The sequence below is a fragment of the Bacteroides sp. NSJ-48 genome (genome assembly GCF_014287405.1).
Lineage (GTDB): Bacteria > Bacteroidota > Bacteroidia > Bacteroidales > Bacteroidaceae > Bacteroides > Bacteroides stercoris.
Window position 1 is genome coordinate 22,577 of the sequence record NZ_JACOOD010000016.1, and the last position, 15,085, is coordinate 37,661.

A 15,085-nucleotide genomic window follows, 5' to 3' on the forward strand; every position below is an offset into this window, starting at 1 on the left:
TGATACAGGTGTGTCAAGGCTTATCCGGGACTTGACACACCTGTTTGTTTCAGGTATTTATTGATCAGTTCTTTCAATATCTCCTGCGTATAGGGCTTTGTCAGGAAATCATTGCATCCTGCATCGAGAGCCGCCTGTCTGTCATGCTCGTAGGCATAGGCGGTGAGGGCTATGACGGGTATCCCGGGCGAAAGCTCGCGAATGATTTTCGTTGCGTCCAGTCCGCTGAGGTTGGGCATTTTCATATCCATCAGAATTAAATCCGGATGCAGCTCCTCGAACATGGTTACGGCTTCCATGCCGTCCTTGGCGCGTTCCAGATGGTACGACTTTCCTAATATTGCTTTGACAAGGACGTAGTTGCTGTCCGTATCTTCGGCTATCAGGATAGTGGGCTTCCGGGTGTCCCGGGACGCTCCGGATGTTTGTGTCGCTTGGTGTTCGTGCGTTTCTTCATCAGGGCCGCAAGTATTGTTTCTTGTTTCTGCATTGCCGGGAGTGTTGAAACCGGCTTCGGATAGAGGGTTCTGTTCTTCCGCCGTTTCTCTTTTGCCTTCTGCCAGGGGCAGGGTAAAGGTAAAGGTCGTTCCTTTTCCCACTTCCGAACTGACGGAGATGGTTCCGCCCAGTCGTTCGATAATGGTTTTGCAGATAGACAAGCCCAGTCCCGTGCCTTGCGCAAAGTTATTCACCTTTACAAAGCGTTCAAAGACCCTTGCCAGTTTGTCGGTTTCGATGCCGATGCCGGTGTCGCTGACATGAAATTCTATTCCGTTTCCTTTGCGGCGGTATCCGTAGCCGACGCTGCCGCTTGTGGTAAATTTGAAGGCATTTCCGATAAGGTTCGATATTACCTGGAAGATGCGGTTCTTGTCGCCTTCAACGACAATCTCCTCGTCCGAGGCCTCGTAAACAAGCTCCACACCCTCGGGGCAGCGGAATTTCAGTGCATCGTGTATTTCCTTGCAGAGCGGGTGCAGGCGTACCGGGGTGATGGTGAATTCTACCATGCCCGCTTCAATCTTGGAGAGGTCCAGGATTTCGTTTATCAGTTGCAGAAGCCTTTCGTTGTTGGCTTCCACGATGTCGTAGTAGTCTTGCCGCTCCTCGGCATCGGTGCTCTCGGCAATGATTCTGGAAAAGCCTACGATGGCGTTGAGCGGGGTACGTATCTCGTGGCTCATATTGGCAAGGAAAGCCGATTTCAACTGGTCGGAAGTCTCCGCTTTCTCTTTGGCTACGAGCAGTTCCCGTTTCATCCGTTCCATTTCGGTGATGTCCCATTCGATACTTAATAAGATAGGTGGGAAGTCGCTGCTTTCAATACGCATCTTCCGTTTGTCCAGAAAGATGGATTTACCGTTCTGGTCGTGCTCTTCGGTAATCCAGTGCTTCTCGATTCCGGTCCGGGCTATTTCAACATCCTGCTTTCTCTTCTCTTGTGCCAGCTCGAGGGGATAGAAGTCGAAATCGTCTTTACCCAATGCCTCTTTAAGGGGAATGTTGCGGTTGTACGATTCGCGGTTGCGGTATAGGTATTTAAAGCCGCTTTGGATGTCCTTGACAACGATACCGGCAGGAAGGTTTTCGATGGTCTTGTCCAGAATCTGGCTGAACCGTTTGATTTGCTGCTCGTTCCTGATGCGTTGGGTGATGTCCCGGCTGAATCCCCACAGGATGGCCTCGCCTTTGTCGCTTGTCACCCAATAGGCACTTCCTTCCATAGCCAGCACTTCGGGGTGTTCGGGCAGAGGGTGGTAGAGGATGAAGCCGTTGCGCTTTTCTCCCTTGCTGAGTGACTTGATCAGTCCTTGCCAGGAATTCTCGTCCTGTGCATTTGTGTTTATCCGGTAGATGTTCAGTGTGCTGACGTCGTCCGTCATGCTGATGTTGTGATGCTCCCGGAAACGGCGGTTGGCAAAGACGAGCGTACCGTCCTCACGGGCGGCAAATATATCTTCGGTGGAGTTATTGATGGCGTGTGTCAGCAGGGTGATGTCATTGCGCCGTTGCTGGATGTCGGTGATGTTCTGTATGTAGCCTTCCAGAATGCCGGTTCCGTCGGGGAGTATTTCGTGCGAGAAGGTTTTCAGGCGGATATAGAATATCCGTTTCTTGAAACGGATGCGGTAGTCTATGCTGTTTTCCGTATTGCCTTGAAGGTTCTGTACCAGCCATTTGCCGAATATTTCCCTATCCTCGGGCAGGATGTACATAATGTAGTCCTGGACCGGAATTTCCTGTTCCTCTTCAGTACACATTACACGGGAGTGTCCGGTGTAGTAGAAGCATTGCCTGCCGGAATTGTATTTCCATCTTCCGATAAGGGCGGCTTTCTGTATTTCGTTGAGTTCGTGGTTTCTTTTTTCCAGTTCCCGTTTGCGCTGGCTGCGTTCGGTGATGTCGCGGTATTGGCAGAGCACCATATCTTCGTAGGGGCGCATGATACATTTAAAGAAGTAGGTCTCGCTGCCGATAGTCAGTTCGTAGTTCCGGGCGGAAACTTCCTTGTACGCAAGTACTTTCTTGAATTCGGGGTAAACCTGCCGGTAGGTAACAGACGGTAGCAGTTGGAGTATGTTCCTGTCCAGTAACTGATTTTCTTTCAAAAACCACAAGTCTGCGTTATGTACTGCAATGTCCACGCAGATGCCGTTTCTGTCCAATAAAATCATGGTGTCCGATGTCAGCTCCAGCAGCTTTTCGGCATTCTCCGCGTTTTTCAGGATGTTTTTCATAGTTCTCTTGTTTTATGCCCTCCGTGCTTTTTCCCATGTGCCGCCGGCCTGCCCCCGCCGTTTGCGCAGGTAGTTGAAACCGCGGACAACATTGATGTTCATGAAAAGAAAATAATAAGGAACAAAGAGTATTTTATTCTTGATATGTTTTGCTGACAGGTAATGCCCCCAACTCGCCATGAAGTAGAACAGTGCTTGCAGCAGCCAAATGACGGCATAGAGCAGAGGGGTGTTTGACGTAAAAATGAGAATCGTATTGAGGGGGAACAGCAGGAACAACAGTACGGGTGCAAGCGACCATCTCAGTACGCGGTGGGATATGTATTGAAAAGAAAACATACCGTAGCGCAGCGGATTGAGCAATGTACGCAGACGCCAGACGGACTGCAAGCCGCCGGCAGCGATACGCACTTTGCGTTTTTCTTCTTCGTGCATGTCTGCCGAACCGTTTTCTACGGCATAGGCATCGGCGCAATAAGCGATGGTATATCCGCGCATCACAATGCGCAGGGAGAGGGTGAAGTCGTCCAGCAGTGTGTCGGCGGGCATCTCCTCGTACAGCTCGCGACGGATGGCAAACAACTCTCCGGCTGCCCCTACGGCAGAGTAGAGGCGGGAGTCCAGTTGCTTGAGGGCGGACTCGTATTTCCAGTAAAGGCCTTCGCCGCCGGATGCAGCGTTGTCTTTGTCCTGTAAGGCGATGCGCTTCTCTCCGGCCACACAGCCTACTTTGAGATTGGCGAATGCGCGTACAATCTCGCGCAATGCTTCACGGTTGAGGTGTGTATTGGCATCGGTGAATACCACAAGCGGGGTGGTGACGAACCGGATGCCGCGGTTCAGTGCAGCGGTCTTTCCCTCTCTTTGGGGTTGATAAAGCACGGTGGCTTGCGGCCAGTGCGAGAGACGTTCGTTGGTGCGGTCGTTGCTGCCGTCCGTTATCCAGAGTATGTGCAGCTTGTCTGCCGGATAGTCCAGGGAAAGGCTGTTGCGCATCTTATCGTCTACGACATCTTCTTCATTATAGGCAGTAATGAATAGCGTCAGTTCGGGAAGCATGCAGTCTGCCGGCAGGGGCGGGGGAGGTGTTTGACGAAAACATTCCTTTAGTCTGACCAGGACATAAAGGAGCATTCCATAACCTATATATGTATAGAATATAACGAGTAAACTTATCCAAAAGACAGTTTCGCAAATTTTCATCCGTATCAGATTCTTATATTTCTATTTCGAGAGCAGGGGGATTAATGCCCAAAAATATGGATAATCTTTTGGCGGTGCAAGAAAAAGGAAGAATTTATTAGTGATTGGCAGGTAAATGGTAGATGATTGCTGACGGGCAGACAGTGTCTTATTATGCCGCATGGCGCTAACGGCTGCCCGTCAGTTATTTAAAATGCTTCCGTCATATTGAAATAGAACAGCGTCTGGTCGTTTACGGTATTTTTGCCTAAGTCCAGACGCACGTTCATACGGGGTTGGACTTCGATGCGCAGACCTACACCGTAGTTGGGCAGTACGCCTTCAATCTTGCCCATGGTGGGGCCCATGAAACCGCATCCGGTCCAGGCCACGAAACCGATGTGATGCAGCAGGCGTTTTATCCAGTTGCTGCGGTCGGTGTTTATCATCTGGCGGTATTCGGCCATGACGACGTGCGAGGATTTGTCGCGATACTGCCCCATGTAGTAGCCGCGCAGGTCGAAAGGGGTTCCGGTCAGGGAATATTGGGTGAGGGGGACGTTGCCGAATACGTTCTTGCTTTGCGCGGTCCAGGCGAATACCTTGCGGTGGCCTACGGACTTGTACTGGCGGTAGTCCAGTTCCAGACGGTAGAAGTTGTTGTCGCTGCCGAAAGCCTTGCTGTACATCATGCCCCGGAAATCCAAGTATACACCCTTGTAGGCGTTGGCGGGAATGTCGCGGCTGTCGTAGGTGAGGAGGAAGCCGAGACCGGCGTTGAAGTTCTTGTAGCCGTTGGCCGTACCGCCGGCTGCCACGTAGTCGGGCTCTTCGATGAGATGCTTGGCAGGGTCGGTTATCTTGTCGTAGTTGATGTCTACCTGCGGACCGGCAAAGACGTTGCTTTCTCCCAGGCGGAACAGGAACCACGGGTTGATTTGTATGCCGCTGTAACGGTATTTGCTGGTACTGTCGCTTCGAACGTAATCTTTGTTCGTGCCGTAACCGATGCCGTAGAAGTTGTCTTCCGTATTCTTGTAGACAAACTTTCCGAAGATGCGGAAGCGGTCGCCTTTAAAGAAAAGCTGTGGCTTTACCATCAGGTTGACGCCGCCTTTGAACATATAGGCTATGGACATGGGCAGCACCGAACGCAACTGTGTGGTGTCGCTTGGATTCATACGGAAAGTCATCAGCGCGCTTCCGCCTATCAGTGCGCCGAAATCGGGCGTATAGCTGGGGCCGCCCAATATATTATAGTGGAAATTTCTGCGGGCTACCCTTTGTTTGCGCAATTCCTTTTTGGTCAGTGCGGGAGTGGTGTCGTTGGTAGCTGTAACGGTCTGCTCTTGTGCTGAAACAGTCGTCAGTATCAGTATCAGAGTAAATATACTCAGTATGTATTTTCTCATATCGTGCGAATATGGCTGCAAAGAAAACTATTTTATTTGAATTGGTTTTGAATAGAATAGATAATAAATCTAAAGAGGGCACTAAAATTATCAAAAAAGACATTACATTTGCTTTGTCAAGGCTTTTAGATGGGGAATGCAAAGTTCTTAGACATAAGAACAAAAGTACAGATTCTGTTAATGTATAGTCATAACTGCCATCTGTATATTGTATGTTCTTATGTTCTTCTGTCTGAAAAATGACATAAGAGAATACTCTGTATGCTTTGTCTGCTTTGTAATGAAAGTATCTGTTTATCATCTTGTTTAATATCGAACATACATAACAAATAATGAAATGAACAAACGTATTTTATCTGTAATTGTTTTCGGCGCCGCACTGCTTTCGGTGCAGGCGCAGGACGGCAAGGGCGGGATAAGCCCTGCCATGCTCGGTCAGATTCAACAGAGTTATCAAGGTACGCCTTCCGACAAGGCGTTGCGCAATGCCATCGGCAACAACGACATCCGCAAGCTGGCGCTCAACCAGGAGAATATGCAGGATATGGATACCCATTTTTCCATCAAGGTGGATTCCAAAGGCATCACCGACCAGAAGTCTTCCGGCCGTTGTTGGCTGTTCACCGGGCTGAATGTAATGCGTGCCAAGGCCCTTGCACGCTATGGCTTCCCGGCTTTCGAGTTCTCGGAGATATATCCTTTCTTTTGGGATCAGTTGGAGAAATCCAATCTCTTCCTGCAAGGCATCATCGACACTGCCGACAAACCGCTGGATGACAAAACGGTGGAATGGCTGCTGAAACATCCGTTGAGCGACGGCGGCACATTCACCGGAGTGGCGGACATCGTTTCCAAATACGGCCTTGTGCCCAAATCTGCCATGCCGGAGACGAACAGCAGCGAGAATACCGCCCGTATGGCTAATCTCATCTCTTTGAAACTGAAAGAGTACGCCCTCCAGCTCCGCAACCTTGCTGCCGAAGGCGCCAAGCCTGCCGCTCTGGAGAAAGAGAAAACCGCCATGTTGGGCACTGTCTATCGCATGCTGGTGCTGAACCTGGGTGTTCCGCCTACGGAATTCGACTATGTGCGTACCGATGCCCAAGGCAATCCGGTGGAGACGGAGCACCATACCCCGATGTCTTTCCTTGAGAAATATGGTGACAAACAACTGCTCACCAACTACGTGATGCTGATGAACGACCCCAGCCGCGAGTATTACAAATGCTATGAGATTGACTACGACCGCCACCGCTACGACGGCAAGAACTGGACGTACGTAAACCTGCCCGTAGAGGATATCAAGCAAATGGCTATCGCTTCATTGAAAGACAGTACCATGATGTATTTCTCCTGCGACGTAGGTAAGTTCCTGAACTCGGAACGCGGCTTGCTCGATGTGAAAAACTATGACTATGGATCGCTCATGGGCACTACCTTCGGAATGGACAAGAAACAACGCATCCAAACCTTCTCCAGCGGCTCTTCCCACGCCATGACACTGATGGCGGTAGACCTGGACAAAGACGGAAAACCCGTCAAATGGATGGTCGAAAACAGCTGGGGCGCTGACAGCGGCTACAAAGGCCACCTCATCATGACAGACGAATGGTTCGACGAATACATGTTCCGCCTGGTAGTGGAAACCAAATACGTCCCTGCCAAGATAATGGAACTCTTCAAACAAAAGCCTGTCCGCCTGCCGGCATGGGACCCGATGTTTGCAAACGATTAGCGGTTAGTGGTTAGCGATTAGTGGTTAGTGATTAGTGATTAGTGATTAGTGATTAGTAGGCTGCGCTATAACTCTGCAGGATATCCATTCCCAACCGTTCATCGCTAATCGCTAATCACTAACCGCTAATCCCTCTCCTCGTGTTCGTTAACGAAAGGAATTACGGAAATTTCTCCGTAATTCCTTTCTTTTTTGCTCTTTATTCACATTCTTTTTTGCTACTTTTGCGGGCAAATTAATGAAACCATTATTTTATATAAACGCATGGCAAATGTAATTAAGTTACGCAAAGGCCTTGACATCAACCTGAAAGGCAAAGCTGCCGAAGAGTTTATGTCTGTGAAAGAGCCGGGATTCTACTCGTTGGTTCCCGATGATTTTACGGGTATCACTCCGAAAGTGGTGGTGAAGGAACAGGAGTATGTGATGGCCGGGGGACCCTTGTTTATCGACAAGAATCATCCTGAATTGAAATTTGTTTCGCCCGTAAGCGGCGTAGTGACGAGCGTGGAACGCGGTGCACGTCGTAAGGTGCTGAACATCGTGGTAGAGGCTGCCGCCGAGCAGGACTACGAGGAGTTCGGCAAGATGGACCCGTCCAAGATGAGCGCACAGGAAGTGAAGGACGCATTGCTGCAAGCCGGTATGTTCGCCTTTATCCGCCAACGTCCGTACGACGTAATCGCCGACCCGACGGTGACGCCGAAAGCAATCTTTATCTCCGCTTTCGACAGCAACCCGCTGGCTCCCGACTTCGAGTTCGTCCTGAAGGGCGAGGAAGCAAACTTCCAGACAGGACTTGACGCTTTGTCCCGCATGGCAAAAACCTATCTGAGTATCAGTGTAAAACAAAAAGCAGCCGCACTTGTGCAGGCAAAGAACGTTACCCTTACCGCATTCGACGGGCCTAATCCGGCAGGTAACGTAGGTGTACAAATCAACCACATCTCTCCCATAGTGAAAGGCGAGACGGTATGGACCATCGGCGCGGAAGCCGTAATCTTTATCGGTCGTTTGATGAACACCGGTCGCGTAGACCTCACCCGCACCGTAGCCGTAACAGGCAGTGAAGTGCTGAAACCCGCATACTGCAAGTTGCGTGTAGGCGCATTGCTCACCAACGTTTTCAAAGGCAATGTAACCACCGACAAAGACCTGCGCTACATCAGCGGTAATGTGCTGACGGGTAAGAAAGTTGCCCCCAACGGTTTCCTCGGCGCTTTCGACAGCCAGCTCTCCGTAATCCCCGAAGGAGATGAAATCCACGAAATGCTGGGTTGGATTATGCCGCGTTTCAATCAGTTCAGTGTCAACCGCTCTTATTTCAGTTGGCTGATGGGTAAGAAAGAATATGTAATCGACGCCCGTATCAAGGGTGGCGAACGCCATATGATTATGTCCAACGAATACGACCGCGTGTTCCCCATGGACATCTACCCCGAATATCTGCTGAAAGCCATCATCGCGGGAGACATCGACCGCATGGAAGCTCTGGGCATCTACGAAGTAGCTCCCGAAGACTTTGCGCTCTGCGAATTCGTATGCTCTTCCAAAGTGGAAGTCCAGCGTATCGTTCGTGCCGGTCTCGACATGCTCCGTGCCGAAATGGCTTAGGAAATTAAGAATTAAGAATTAAAAATTAAAAAATGACGGTTGAAACATTGCGATATAACCTGCCAAGTGTATACAGCGCAGCCTATTTCTCAATTTTCAATTCTCAATTATCAATTTAATAAATGAAAGCGTTAAGAAATTATCTCGACAAGATAAAGCCGAACTTTGAAGAGGGCGGCAAATTCCACGCATTTCGTTCGGTGTTCGACGGCTTCGAGACATTCCTGTTCGTGCCCAACACCACTGCGAAATCGGGAACGCATATTCACGACTCTATCGACAGCAAACGCATCATGTCGATGGTGGTTATTGCGTTGATGCCGGCGCTGCTGTTCGGTATGTATAACGTAGGTTACCAGCATTTCCACGCCACCGGTGCTGCCGGCGGTTTCTGGGAAATGTTCGCTTACGGTTTCCTGGCTGTATTGCCTAAAATCATTGTATCTTATGTAGTGGGTCTGGGCATCGAGTTTGTTGTGGCCCAGTGGAAGAAGGAAGAAATTCAGGAAGGTTTCCTGGTTTCGGGTATCTTGATTCCGATGATTGTGCCGGTAGACTGTCCGTTGTGGATTCTGGCGGTGGCCACTGCATTCTCCGTAATCTTTGCCAAGGAAGTATTCGGCGGTACGGGTATGAACGTGTTCAACGTTGCCCTGATTACGCGTGCCTTCCTGTTCTTCGCCTATCCTACGAAGATGTCCGGTGATGCCGTTTGGGTATCAGGCGACAGCATTTTCGGTTTGGGACAGACGGTAGACGGGCTCACCGTTGCCACTCCGCTGGGAGCAGCCGCTACTGCGGGCGCTTATCCGGAGTTCTCGTGGGACATGGTGACCGGCCTTATTCCGGGCTCCATCGGTGAAACCAGCGTCATAGCCATCGCCCTCGGCGCCATCCTGCTGCTGTGGACGGGCATCGCGAGCTGGAAAACGATGTTCTCCGTGTTCGTGGGCGGTGCATTCATGGGCTGGGTGTTCAACACCATCGGTCCGGACACTGCAATGGCCAACATGCCGTGGTACGAACATCTCGTGCTGGGCGGTTTCTGCTTCGGCGCCGTATTCATGGCTACCGACCCCGTAACTTCTGCCCGTACGGAAACAGGTAAGTACATCTTCGGATTCCTTATCGGCGCAATGGCTATCATCATCCGCGTGCTGAACCCCGGTTATCCCGAAGGCATGATGCTTGCCATCCTGCTGATGAATATCTTCGCTCCGCTGATTGACTACTGTGTGGTACAGGGCAACATCAGCCGCCGCGAGAAACGTGCAACCGCTAAGTCTAACAATTAAAATACCGGAAAAAGAAATGAATACCAATAGTAACAGTTATACTATCATTTATGCTTCGGTAATGGTTGTTATCGTTGCATTCCTGCTGGCATTCGTAAGTTCTTCTCTGCGTGCCACTCAGAACAAGAACGTGGAGCTGGATACGAAGAAGCAGATTCTTGCCGCCCTCAACATCAAGAATGTAGAGGATGCCGATGCAGAATATAATAAGTACATCAAGGGCGATATGCTGATGAACGAGGACGGTACGCTGACCGAGAACACCGGCGCATTTGCCACCGCTTACGAGAAAGAAGCAAAGGAAAATCACCGTCTGCACGTGTTTGTGGCCGAAGTGGACGGAGAGACGAAATATGTATTCCCCGTTTACGGTGCAGGTCTTTGGGGCGCTATCTGGGGGTATGTGGCCCTGAACAGCGACAAGGATACCGTTTACGGCGTTTACTTCTCTCATGCCAGCGAAACCCCGGGTCTGGGTGCGGAAATCGCAACCCCTCAGTTCCAGGGAGAATTTCCGGGCAAGAAGACACTGGAGAACGGTGAAATTGCCCTCGGCGTTGTGAAGAACGGAAAAGTAGAGAAACCGGACTATCAGGTAGACGGCATCTCAGGCGGTACTATCACCTCTGTGGGTGTGGATGCCATGCTGAAAACCTGTCTGAACAGCTACAAGAACTTTTTAACCAATAATAATGAGGAGAAATAAGAATATGGGAGCATTGTTTTCAAAAAAGAATAAAGAAGTATTCTCTACTCCGCTTGGACTGAACAACCCCGTTACCGTACAGGTGCTGGGTATCTGTTCTGCCTTGGCCGTTACCGCCAAGCTGGAACCGGCTATCGTGATGGGGCTTTCCGTAACGGTGATTACGGCATTCTCCAATGTAGTGATTTCATTGTTGCGCAAGACCATCCCCAACCGTATCCGTATCATCGTCCAGTTGGTGGTAGTTGCCGCATTGGTAACGATTGTAAGTGAGATTCTGAAAGCTTTTGCTTACGATGTAAGCGTACAGCTTTCCGTATATGTAGGTCTGATTATCACAAACTGTATCCTTATGGGACGTCTGGAAGCATTTGCCATGCAGAACGGTCCGTGGGAGTCTTTCCTCGACGGTGTGGGCAACGGTTTGGGATATGCCAAGATTCTGGTTATCGTGGCTTTCTTCCGCGAATTGCTGGGTTCGGGTACGTTGCTCGGTTTCAACATCCTGAACTACGAACCTTTGCAGAAGATCGGTTATGTAAACAACGGCTTGATGCTGATGCCGCCCATGGCACTGATTCTCTGTGCCTGCATTATCTGGTATCAACGCGCACGCCATAAAGAATTGCAGGAAAAGTAATATAAATGAAGAATGAGGAATGACGAATGAAGATTGTGCCGTCACTGTATGGAGATTCTTGATTCTTAATTCTTAGTTCTTAATTAAAAGAATTATGGAACATTTATTAAGTTTATTCGTCCGCTCCATTTTTGTGGACAATATGATATTTGCATTCTTCCTCGGTATGTGCTCTTATCTGGCCGTATCAAAGAATGTAAAGACTGCCGTAGGACTGGGTATCGCCGTAACTTTCGTGTTGGTGGTGACGCTGCCGGTCAACTACTTGTTGCAAACGAAAGTACTGGGTCCCGATGCCATCATTGAAGGCGTCGACCTCAGCTTCCTGAGCTTTATTCTTTTCATTGCCGTGATTGCCGCTATCGTGCAGTTGGTGGAGATGATTGTGGAACGTTTCAGCCCTTCGCTCTACGCTTCACTGGGTATCTTCCTGCCGCTGATTGCCGTGAACTGTGCCATTATGGGTGCGTCACTCTTCATGCAGCAGCGCATCAACGTGGGCGAGAGCGATCCTAAATTTATCGGTGGCGTTGCCGATGCCGTTTCCTATGCACTGGGTTCGGGTATCGGCTGGTTGCTGGCCATCGTGGGTCTGGCTGCCATCCGCGAGAAGATGGCTTACTCTGATGTACCTGCTCCGCTGAAAGGCCTGGGCATTACCTTCATCACGGTAGGTCTGATGGCAATGGCATTCATGTGTTTCTCTGGTTTGAACATCTAAAAGAAAGGAATAAGACAATGGATATGAATTTGATATTAGCAAGCATTGGAGTATTCCTCGTGGTTGTTCTGCTGCTTGTGGTTATTCTGTTGGTAGCCAAGAATTTCTTGGTTCCATCCGGTAATGTGAAATTGACTATCAACGGCGAAAAGGAACTGGAAGTCGCTTCCGGTTCGACGCTGCTGAATACGCTGTCTGTCAACGGCATCTTCCTTTCCTCTGCTTGCGGTGGCAAGGGCTCTTGCGGACAGTGCAAATGCCAGGTTGTAGAGGGCGGCGGCGAGATTCTGCCTTCCGAAATACCTCACTTCAGCCGTAAGCAGGTTCAGGACCACTGGCGTCTGGGCTGCCAGGTGAAGGTGAAGGGCGACATGGGCATCAAAATCGACGAGTCCGTACTCGGCGTTAAAGAGTGGGAGTGCGAGGTTATCTCCAACAAGAACGTGGCTACGTTTATCAAAGAGTTTATCGTGGCATTGCCCAAGGGCGAGCACATGGACTTCATCCCCGGTTCTTATGCGCAGATTAAGATTCCTAAATTCTCCATGGATTACGACAAGGACATCGACAAGTCTCTTATCGGCGAGGAATATCTGCCTGCATGGGAGAAATTCGGTCTGCTCGGCCTGAAATGCCGCAACGACGAAGAAACCATCCGTGCCTACTCCATGGCTAACTATCCTGCAGAGGGCGACCGCATCATGCTGACGGTACGTATCGCCACTCCGCCTTTCAAGCCGAAAGACCAGGGTCCGGGCTTCATGGATGTGATGCCGGGTATCGCTTCCTCTTACATCTTCACCTTGAAACCGGGTGACAAGGTAACGATGAGCGGCCCTTACGGAGATTTCCACCCGATTTTCGATTCCAAGAAGGAGATGATGTGGATTGGCGGTGGTGCAGGTATGGCTCCGTTGCGTGCTCAGATTATGCACCTCACGAAGACGCTGCACACAACCGACCGTGTGATGAACTACTTCTACGGCGCGCGTGCCCTCAACGAAGTGTTCTACCTGGAAGACTTCCTGCAGATAGAAAAGGATTTCCCCAACTTCAAGTTCCACCTTGCACTGGACCGTCCCGACCCGGCAGCCGATGCAGCAGGCGTGAAGTATACTCCGGGCTTCGTACACAACGTAATCTACGAGACTTACCTGAAAGACCACGAAGCTCCCGAAGACATCGAATACTACATGTGCGGTCCCGGCCCGATGTCCAAAGCCGTTGAGAAGATGCTCGACGACCTCGGCGTTCCGGCTCAGAACCTGATGTTCGACAACTTCGGCGGATAAGGAAACGGTGTTGTCAAAGACACATAATAGTAAAATAGTGAAGAAACTCCGGCAGGGCTGCGACTCTTGCCGGAGTTTTTTTATGGGCATAGGATAGAGGCGGTTCGAAAGAAATGAGTATCTTTGCTTTATCGTAATCTAAAAACAGTGGACGGTATGAGCAATAAAATATATCCTATCGGAATACAGAACTTCGAGAAAATCCGCAAAGACGGGTATTTCTATATCGATAAAACCGCTTGGGTTTATCAGTTGGCCAAGACCGGCAGTTACTACTTCCTCAGCCGTCCGCGCCGTTTCGGCAAAAGTCTTCTGATTTCCACCTTAGAGGCCTACTTTCAAGGGAAAAAGGAATTGTTCAAGGGACTGGCCATCGAGAAACTGGAGAAAGACTGGACGGAACATCCCATTTTGCATCTGGACTTGAACATCGAACGGTATGATACGCCCGAAAGTCTGGGTAATATACTGGAGAAGAACCTTTCCGAATGGGAGAAACTTTATGGCGCCGATGTTTCCGAACGTACATACTCTTTGCGCTTTGCCGGAATCATCAAGCGTGCTTGCGAGCAGACAGGGCAGCGTGTGGTAATCCTTGTGGACGAATACGACAAACCGATGCTCCAGGCTATCGGCAACGGGGAACTGCAAAAGGAATACCGCAACACGCTGAAACCTTTCTACGGTGTGCTTAAAACGATGGACGGCTGTATCAAACTGGCTTTCCTTACCGGTGTCACCAAATTCGGCAAGATCAGCGTGTTCAGTGACTTGAATAACCTGGATGATATTTCCATGCAGGAAATGTATGTCGGTCTTTGCGGAATAACCGGGCAGGAGATTCACGATAATCTTGAAGAAGAGCTTCACGAGTTGGCAGACGCTCAGAAAATGACCTACGAGGAAGCTTGTACCGAGTTGAAGCGGAGATATGACGGCTATCATTTCGTAGAGAACACCGAAGGTATCTACAACCCTTTCAGCTTGCTGAATACTTTTAAATATAAGAAATTCGGCAGTTACTGGTTCGAGACGGGAACACCCACCTACCTGATAGAACTGTTGAAACGCTACCATTACGACCTGGAACACATGGCGCATGCCGAAACGTATGCCGATGTGCTGAACAGTATCTATGGAGATGAGGAACCGTTGCCCGTAATTTTCCAGAGCGGTTATCTCACGATAAAGGGGTATGATGAACGTTTTGGAATTTATCGTCTCGGCTTCCCCAATCGTGAGGTGGAAGAAGGTTTTGTTAGATTCCTCATACCTTACTATACACGTTTCAACAAGATTGAAGCACCGTTTGAAATACAAAAGTTTGTACAGGAAATAGAGAGAGGTGAGCCCGATGCCTTCTTCCGCCGCCTGCAAAGTTTCTTTGCCGATACTCCCTACGAATTGGTGAAAGAACTGGAGCTGCACTATCAGAATGTGCTCTTCATCGTTTTCAAACTGGTAGGTTTTTATGTAAAAGCGGAGTATCACACTTCGCAGGGCAGGATAGACCTTGTACTGCAAACCGACAAGTACGTTTATGTAATGGAATTCAAACTGAACGGCACTGCGGAAGAGGCTTTGCAGCAGATTAACGACAAGCAGTACGCACTGCCTTTTGCAGCGGACAGCCGCAAGGTACTCAAGATAGGGGTGAATTTCAGTAATACTACGCGCAATATCGAGCGTTGGGTGGTAGAGGAACTTTAAGTCAGCCATATTGCTGCCATTGTTTTTTCTCCGTCTGTAC

Annotated in this window: 12 protein-coding genes; 9 read left to right on the forward strand and 3 right to left on the reverse strand. The window is 49.7% G+C overall.

From position 1 onward, the window contains the following. Nucleotides 1–20: 20 nt before the first annotated feature. The 3 genes from H8S52_RS09490 to H8S52_RS09500 all read right to left on the reverse strand — a co-directional run bounded on the left by H8S52_RS09490 (nt 21) and on the right by H8S52_RS09500 (nt 5,332). Nucleotides 21–2,738 (reverse strand): ATP-binding protein, encoded by a 2,718-nt coding sequence (locus H8S52_RS09490; RefSeq protein WP_186909696.1) that lies wholly within the window; start codon nt 2,736–2,738, stop codon nt 21–23. A 12-nt stretch (nt 2,739–2,750) separates the two neighbouring features. After that, nucleotides 2,751–3,941, reverse strand: coding sequence for a glycosyltransferase family 2 protein (locus tag H8S52_RS09495; RefSeq protein ID WP_186909697.1), 1,191 nt, complete (start codon nt 3,939–3,941; stop codon nt 2,751–2,753). Nucleotides 3,942–4,129: 188 nt separating this feature from the next. Beyond that, nucleotides 4,130–5,332, reverse strand: a complete 1,203-nt coding sequence (locus H8S52_RS09500; RefSeq protein ID WP_186909698.1) for a BamA/TamA family outer membrane protein — start codon at nt 5,330–5,332, stop codon at nt 4,130–4,132. Between the two features lie 11 nt (nt 5,333–5,343). Here H8S52_RS09500 and H8S52_RS09505 point away from each other — a divergent pair, with 11 nt between their 5' ends. From H8S52_RS09505 to H8S52_RS09545, 9 genes are all read left to right on the forward strand, one after another. Next, on the forward strand, nt 5,344–5,520 hold the full coding sequence (locus H8S52_RS09505; RefSeq protein WP_155895308.1) for a hypothetical protein: 177 nt from the start codon (nt 5,344–5,346) through the stop codon (nt 5,518–5,520). Between the two features lie 149 nt (nt 5,521–5,669). After that, entirely contained in the window at nt 5,670–7,067 is a 1,398-nt protein-coding gene (locus tag H8S52_RS09510) for a C1 family peptidase (protein ID WP_186909699.1), read from the forward strand. Nucleotides 7,068–7,331: 264 nt separating this feature from the next. Further along, entirely contained in the window at nt 7,332–8,681 is a 1,350-nt protein-coding gene (locus H8S52_RS09515; RefSeq protein ID WP_016662929.1) for a Na(+)-translocating NADH-quinone reductase subunit A, read from the forward strand. A gap of 122 nt (nt 8,682–8,803) precedes the next feature. Further along, a complete protein-coding gene (locus tag H8S52_RS09520) occupies nt 8,804–9,976 on the forward strand; it encodes an NADH:ubiquinone reductase (Na(+)-transporting) subunit B (RefSeq protein ID WP_005653578.1) in 1,173 nt (390 codons plus the stop codon). A 16-nt stretch (nt 9,977–9,992) separates the two neighbouring features. Further along, entirely contained in the window at nt 9,993–10,682 is a 690-nt protein-coding gene (locus H8S52_RS09525) for a Na(+)-translocating NADH-quinone reductase subunit C (RefSeq protein WP_016662928.1), read from the forward strand. Between the two features lie 4 nt (nt 10,683–10,686). Next, a complete protein-coding gene (locus H8S52_RS09530; protein ID WP_004294324.1) occupies nt 10,687–11,322 on the forward strand; it encodes an NADH:ubiquinone reductase (Na(+)-transporting) subunit D in 636 nt (211 codons plus the stop codon). Between the two features lie 94 nt (nt 11,323–11,416). Then, nucleotides 11,417–12,043: an NADH:ubiquinone reductase (Na(+)-transporting) subunit E gene (nqrE, locus tag H8S52_RS09535; protein WP_005653585.1), complete on the forward strand. Its 627-nt coding sequence runs from the start codon at nt 11,417–11,419 to the stop codon at nt 12,041–12,043. Nucleotides 12,044–12,060: 17 nt separating this feature from the next. Then, the gene (gene nqrF, locus H8S52_RS09540) at nt 12,061–13,335 is read left to right on the forward strand and encodes an NADH:ubiquinone reductase (Na(+)-transporting) subunit F (RefSeq protein ID WP_034536317.1); all 1,275 of its coding nucleotides are present in this window, start codon (nt 12,061–12,063) and stop codon (nt 13,333–13,335) included. A 156-nt stretch (nt 13,336–13,491) separates the two neighbouring features. Beyond that, the gene (locus H8S52_RS09545; RefSeq protein ID WP_186909700.1) at nt 13,492–15,045 is read left to right on the forward strand and encodes an ATP-binding protein; all 1,554 of its coding nucleotides are present in this window, start codon (nt 13,492–13,494) and stop codon (nt 15,043–15,045) included. Nucleotides 15,046–15,085 lie beyond the last annotated feature (40 nt).

What these genes read in the sequence shown, in the direction of transcription:
- H8S52_RS09520 (WP_005653578.1), top strand. Translation starts at nt 8,804, where the DNA reads ATGAAAGCGTTAAGAAATTATCTCGACAAGATAAAGCCGAACTTTGAA.
- H8S52_RS09495 (WP_186909697.1), bottom strand. Translation starts at nt 3,941, where the DNA reads ATGAAAATTTGCGAAACTGTCTTTTGGATAAGTTTACTCGTTATATTC.
- nqrF (WP_034536317.1), top strand. Translation starts at nt 12,061, where the DNA reads ATGGATATGAATTTGATATTAGCAAGCATTGGAGTATTCCTCGTGGTT.
- H8S52_RS09500 (WP_186909698.1), bottom strand. Translation starts at nt 5,332, where the DNA reads ATGAGAAAATACATACTGAGTATATTTACTCTGATACTGATACTGACG.
- H8S52_RS09525 (WP_016662928.1), top strand. Translation starts at nt 9,993, where the DNA reads ATGAATACCAATAGTAACAGTTATACTATCATTTATGCTTCGGTAATG.
- H8S52_RS09530 (WP_004294324.1), top strand. Translation starts at nt 10,687, where the DNA reads ATGGGAGCATTGTTTTCAAAAAAGAATAAAGAAGTATTCTCTACTCCG.
- H8S52_RS09505 (WP_155895308.1), top strand. Translation starts at nt 5,344, where the DNA reads ATGGCTGCAAAGAAAACTATTTTATTTGAATTGGTTTTGAATAGAATA.
- H8S52_RS09490 (WP_186909696.1), bottom strand. Translation starts at nt 2,738, where the DNA reads ATGAAAAACATCCTGAAAAACGCGGAGAATGCCGAAAAGCTGCTGGAG.
- nqrE (WP_005653585.1), top strand. Translation starts at nt 11,417, where the DNA reads ATGGAACATTTATTAAGTTTATTCGTCCGCTCCATTTTTGTGGACAAT.
- H8S52_RS09545 (WP_186909700.1), top strand. Translation starts at nt 13,492, where the DNA reads ATGAGCAATAAAATATATCCTATCGGAATACAGAACTTCGAGAAAATC.
- H8S52_RS09515 (WP_016662929.1), top strand. Translation starts at nt 7,332, where the DNA reads ATGGCAAATGTAATTAAGTTACGCAAAGGCCTTGACATCAACCTGAAA.
- H8S52_RS09510 (WP_186909699.1), top strand. Translation starts at nt 5,670, where the DNA reads ATGAACAAACGTATTTTATCTGTAATTGTTTTCGGCGCCGCACTGCTT.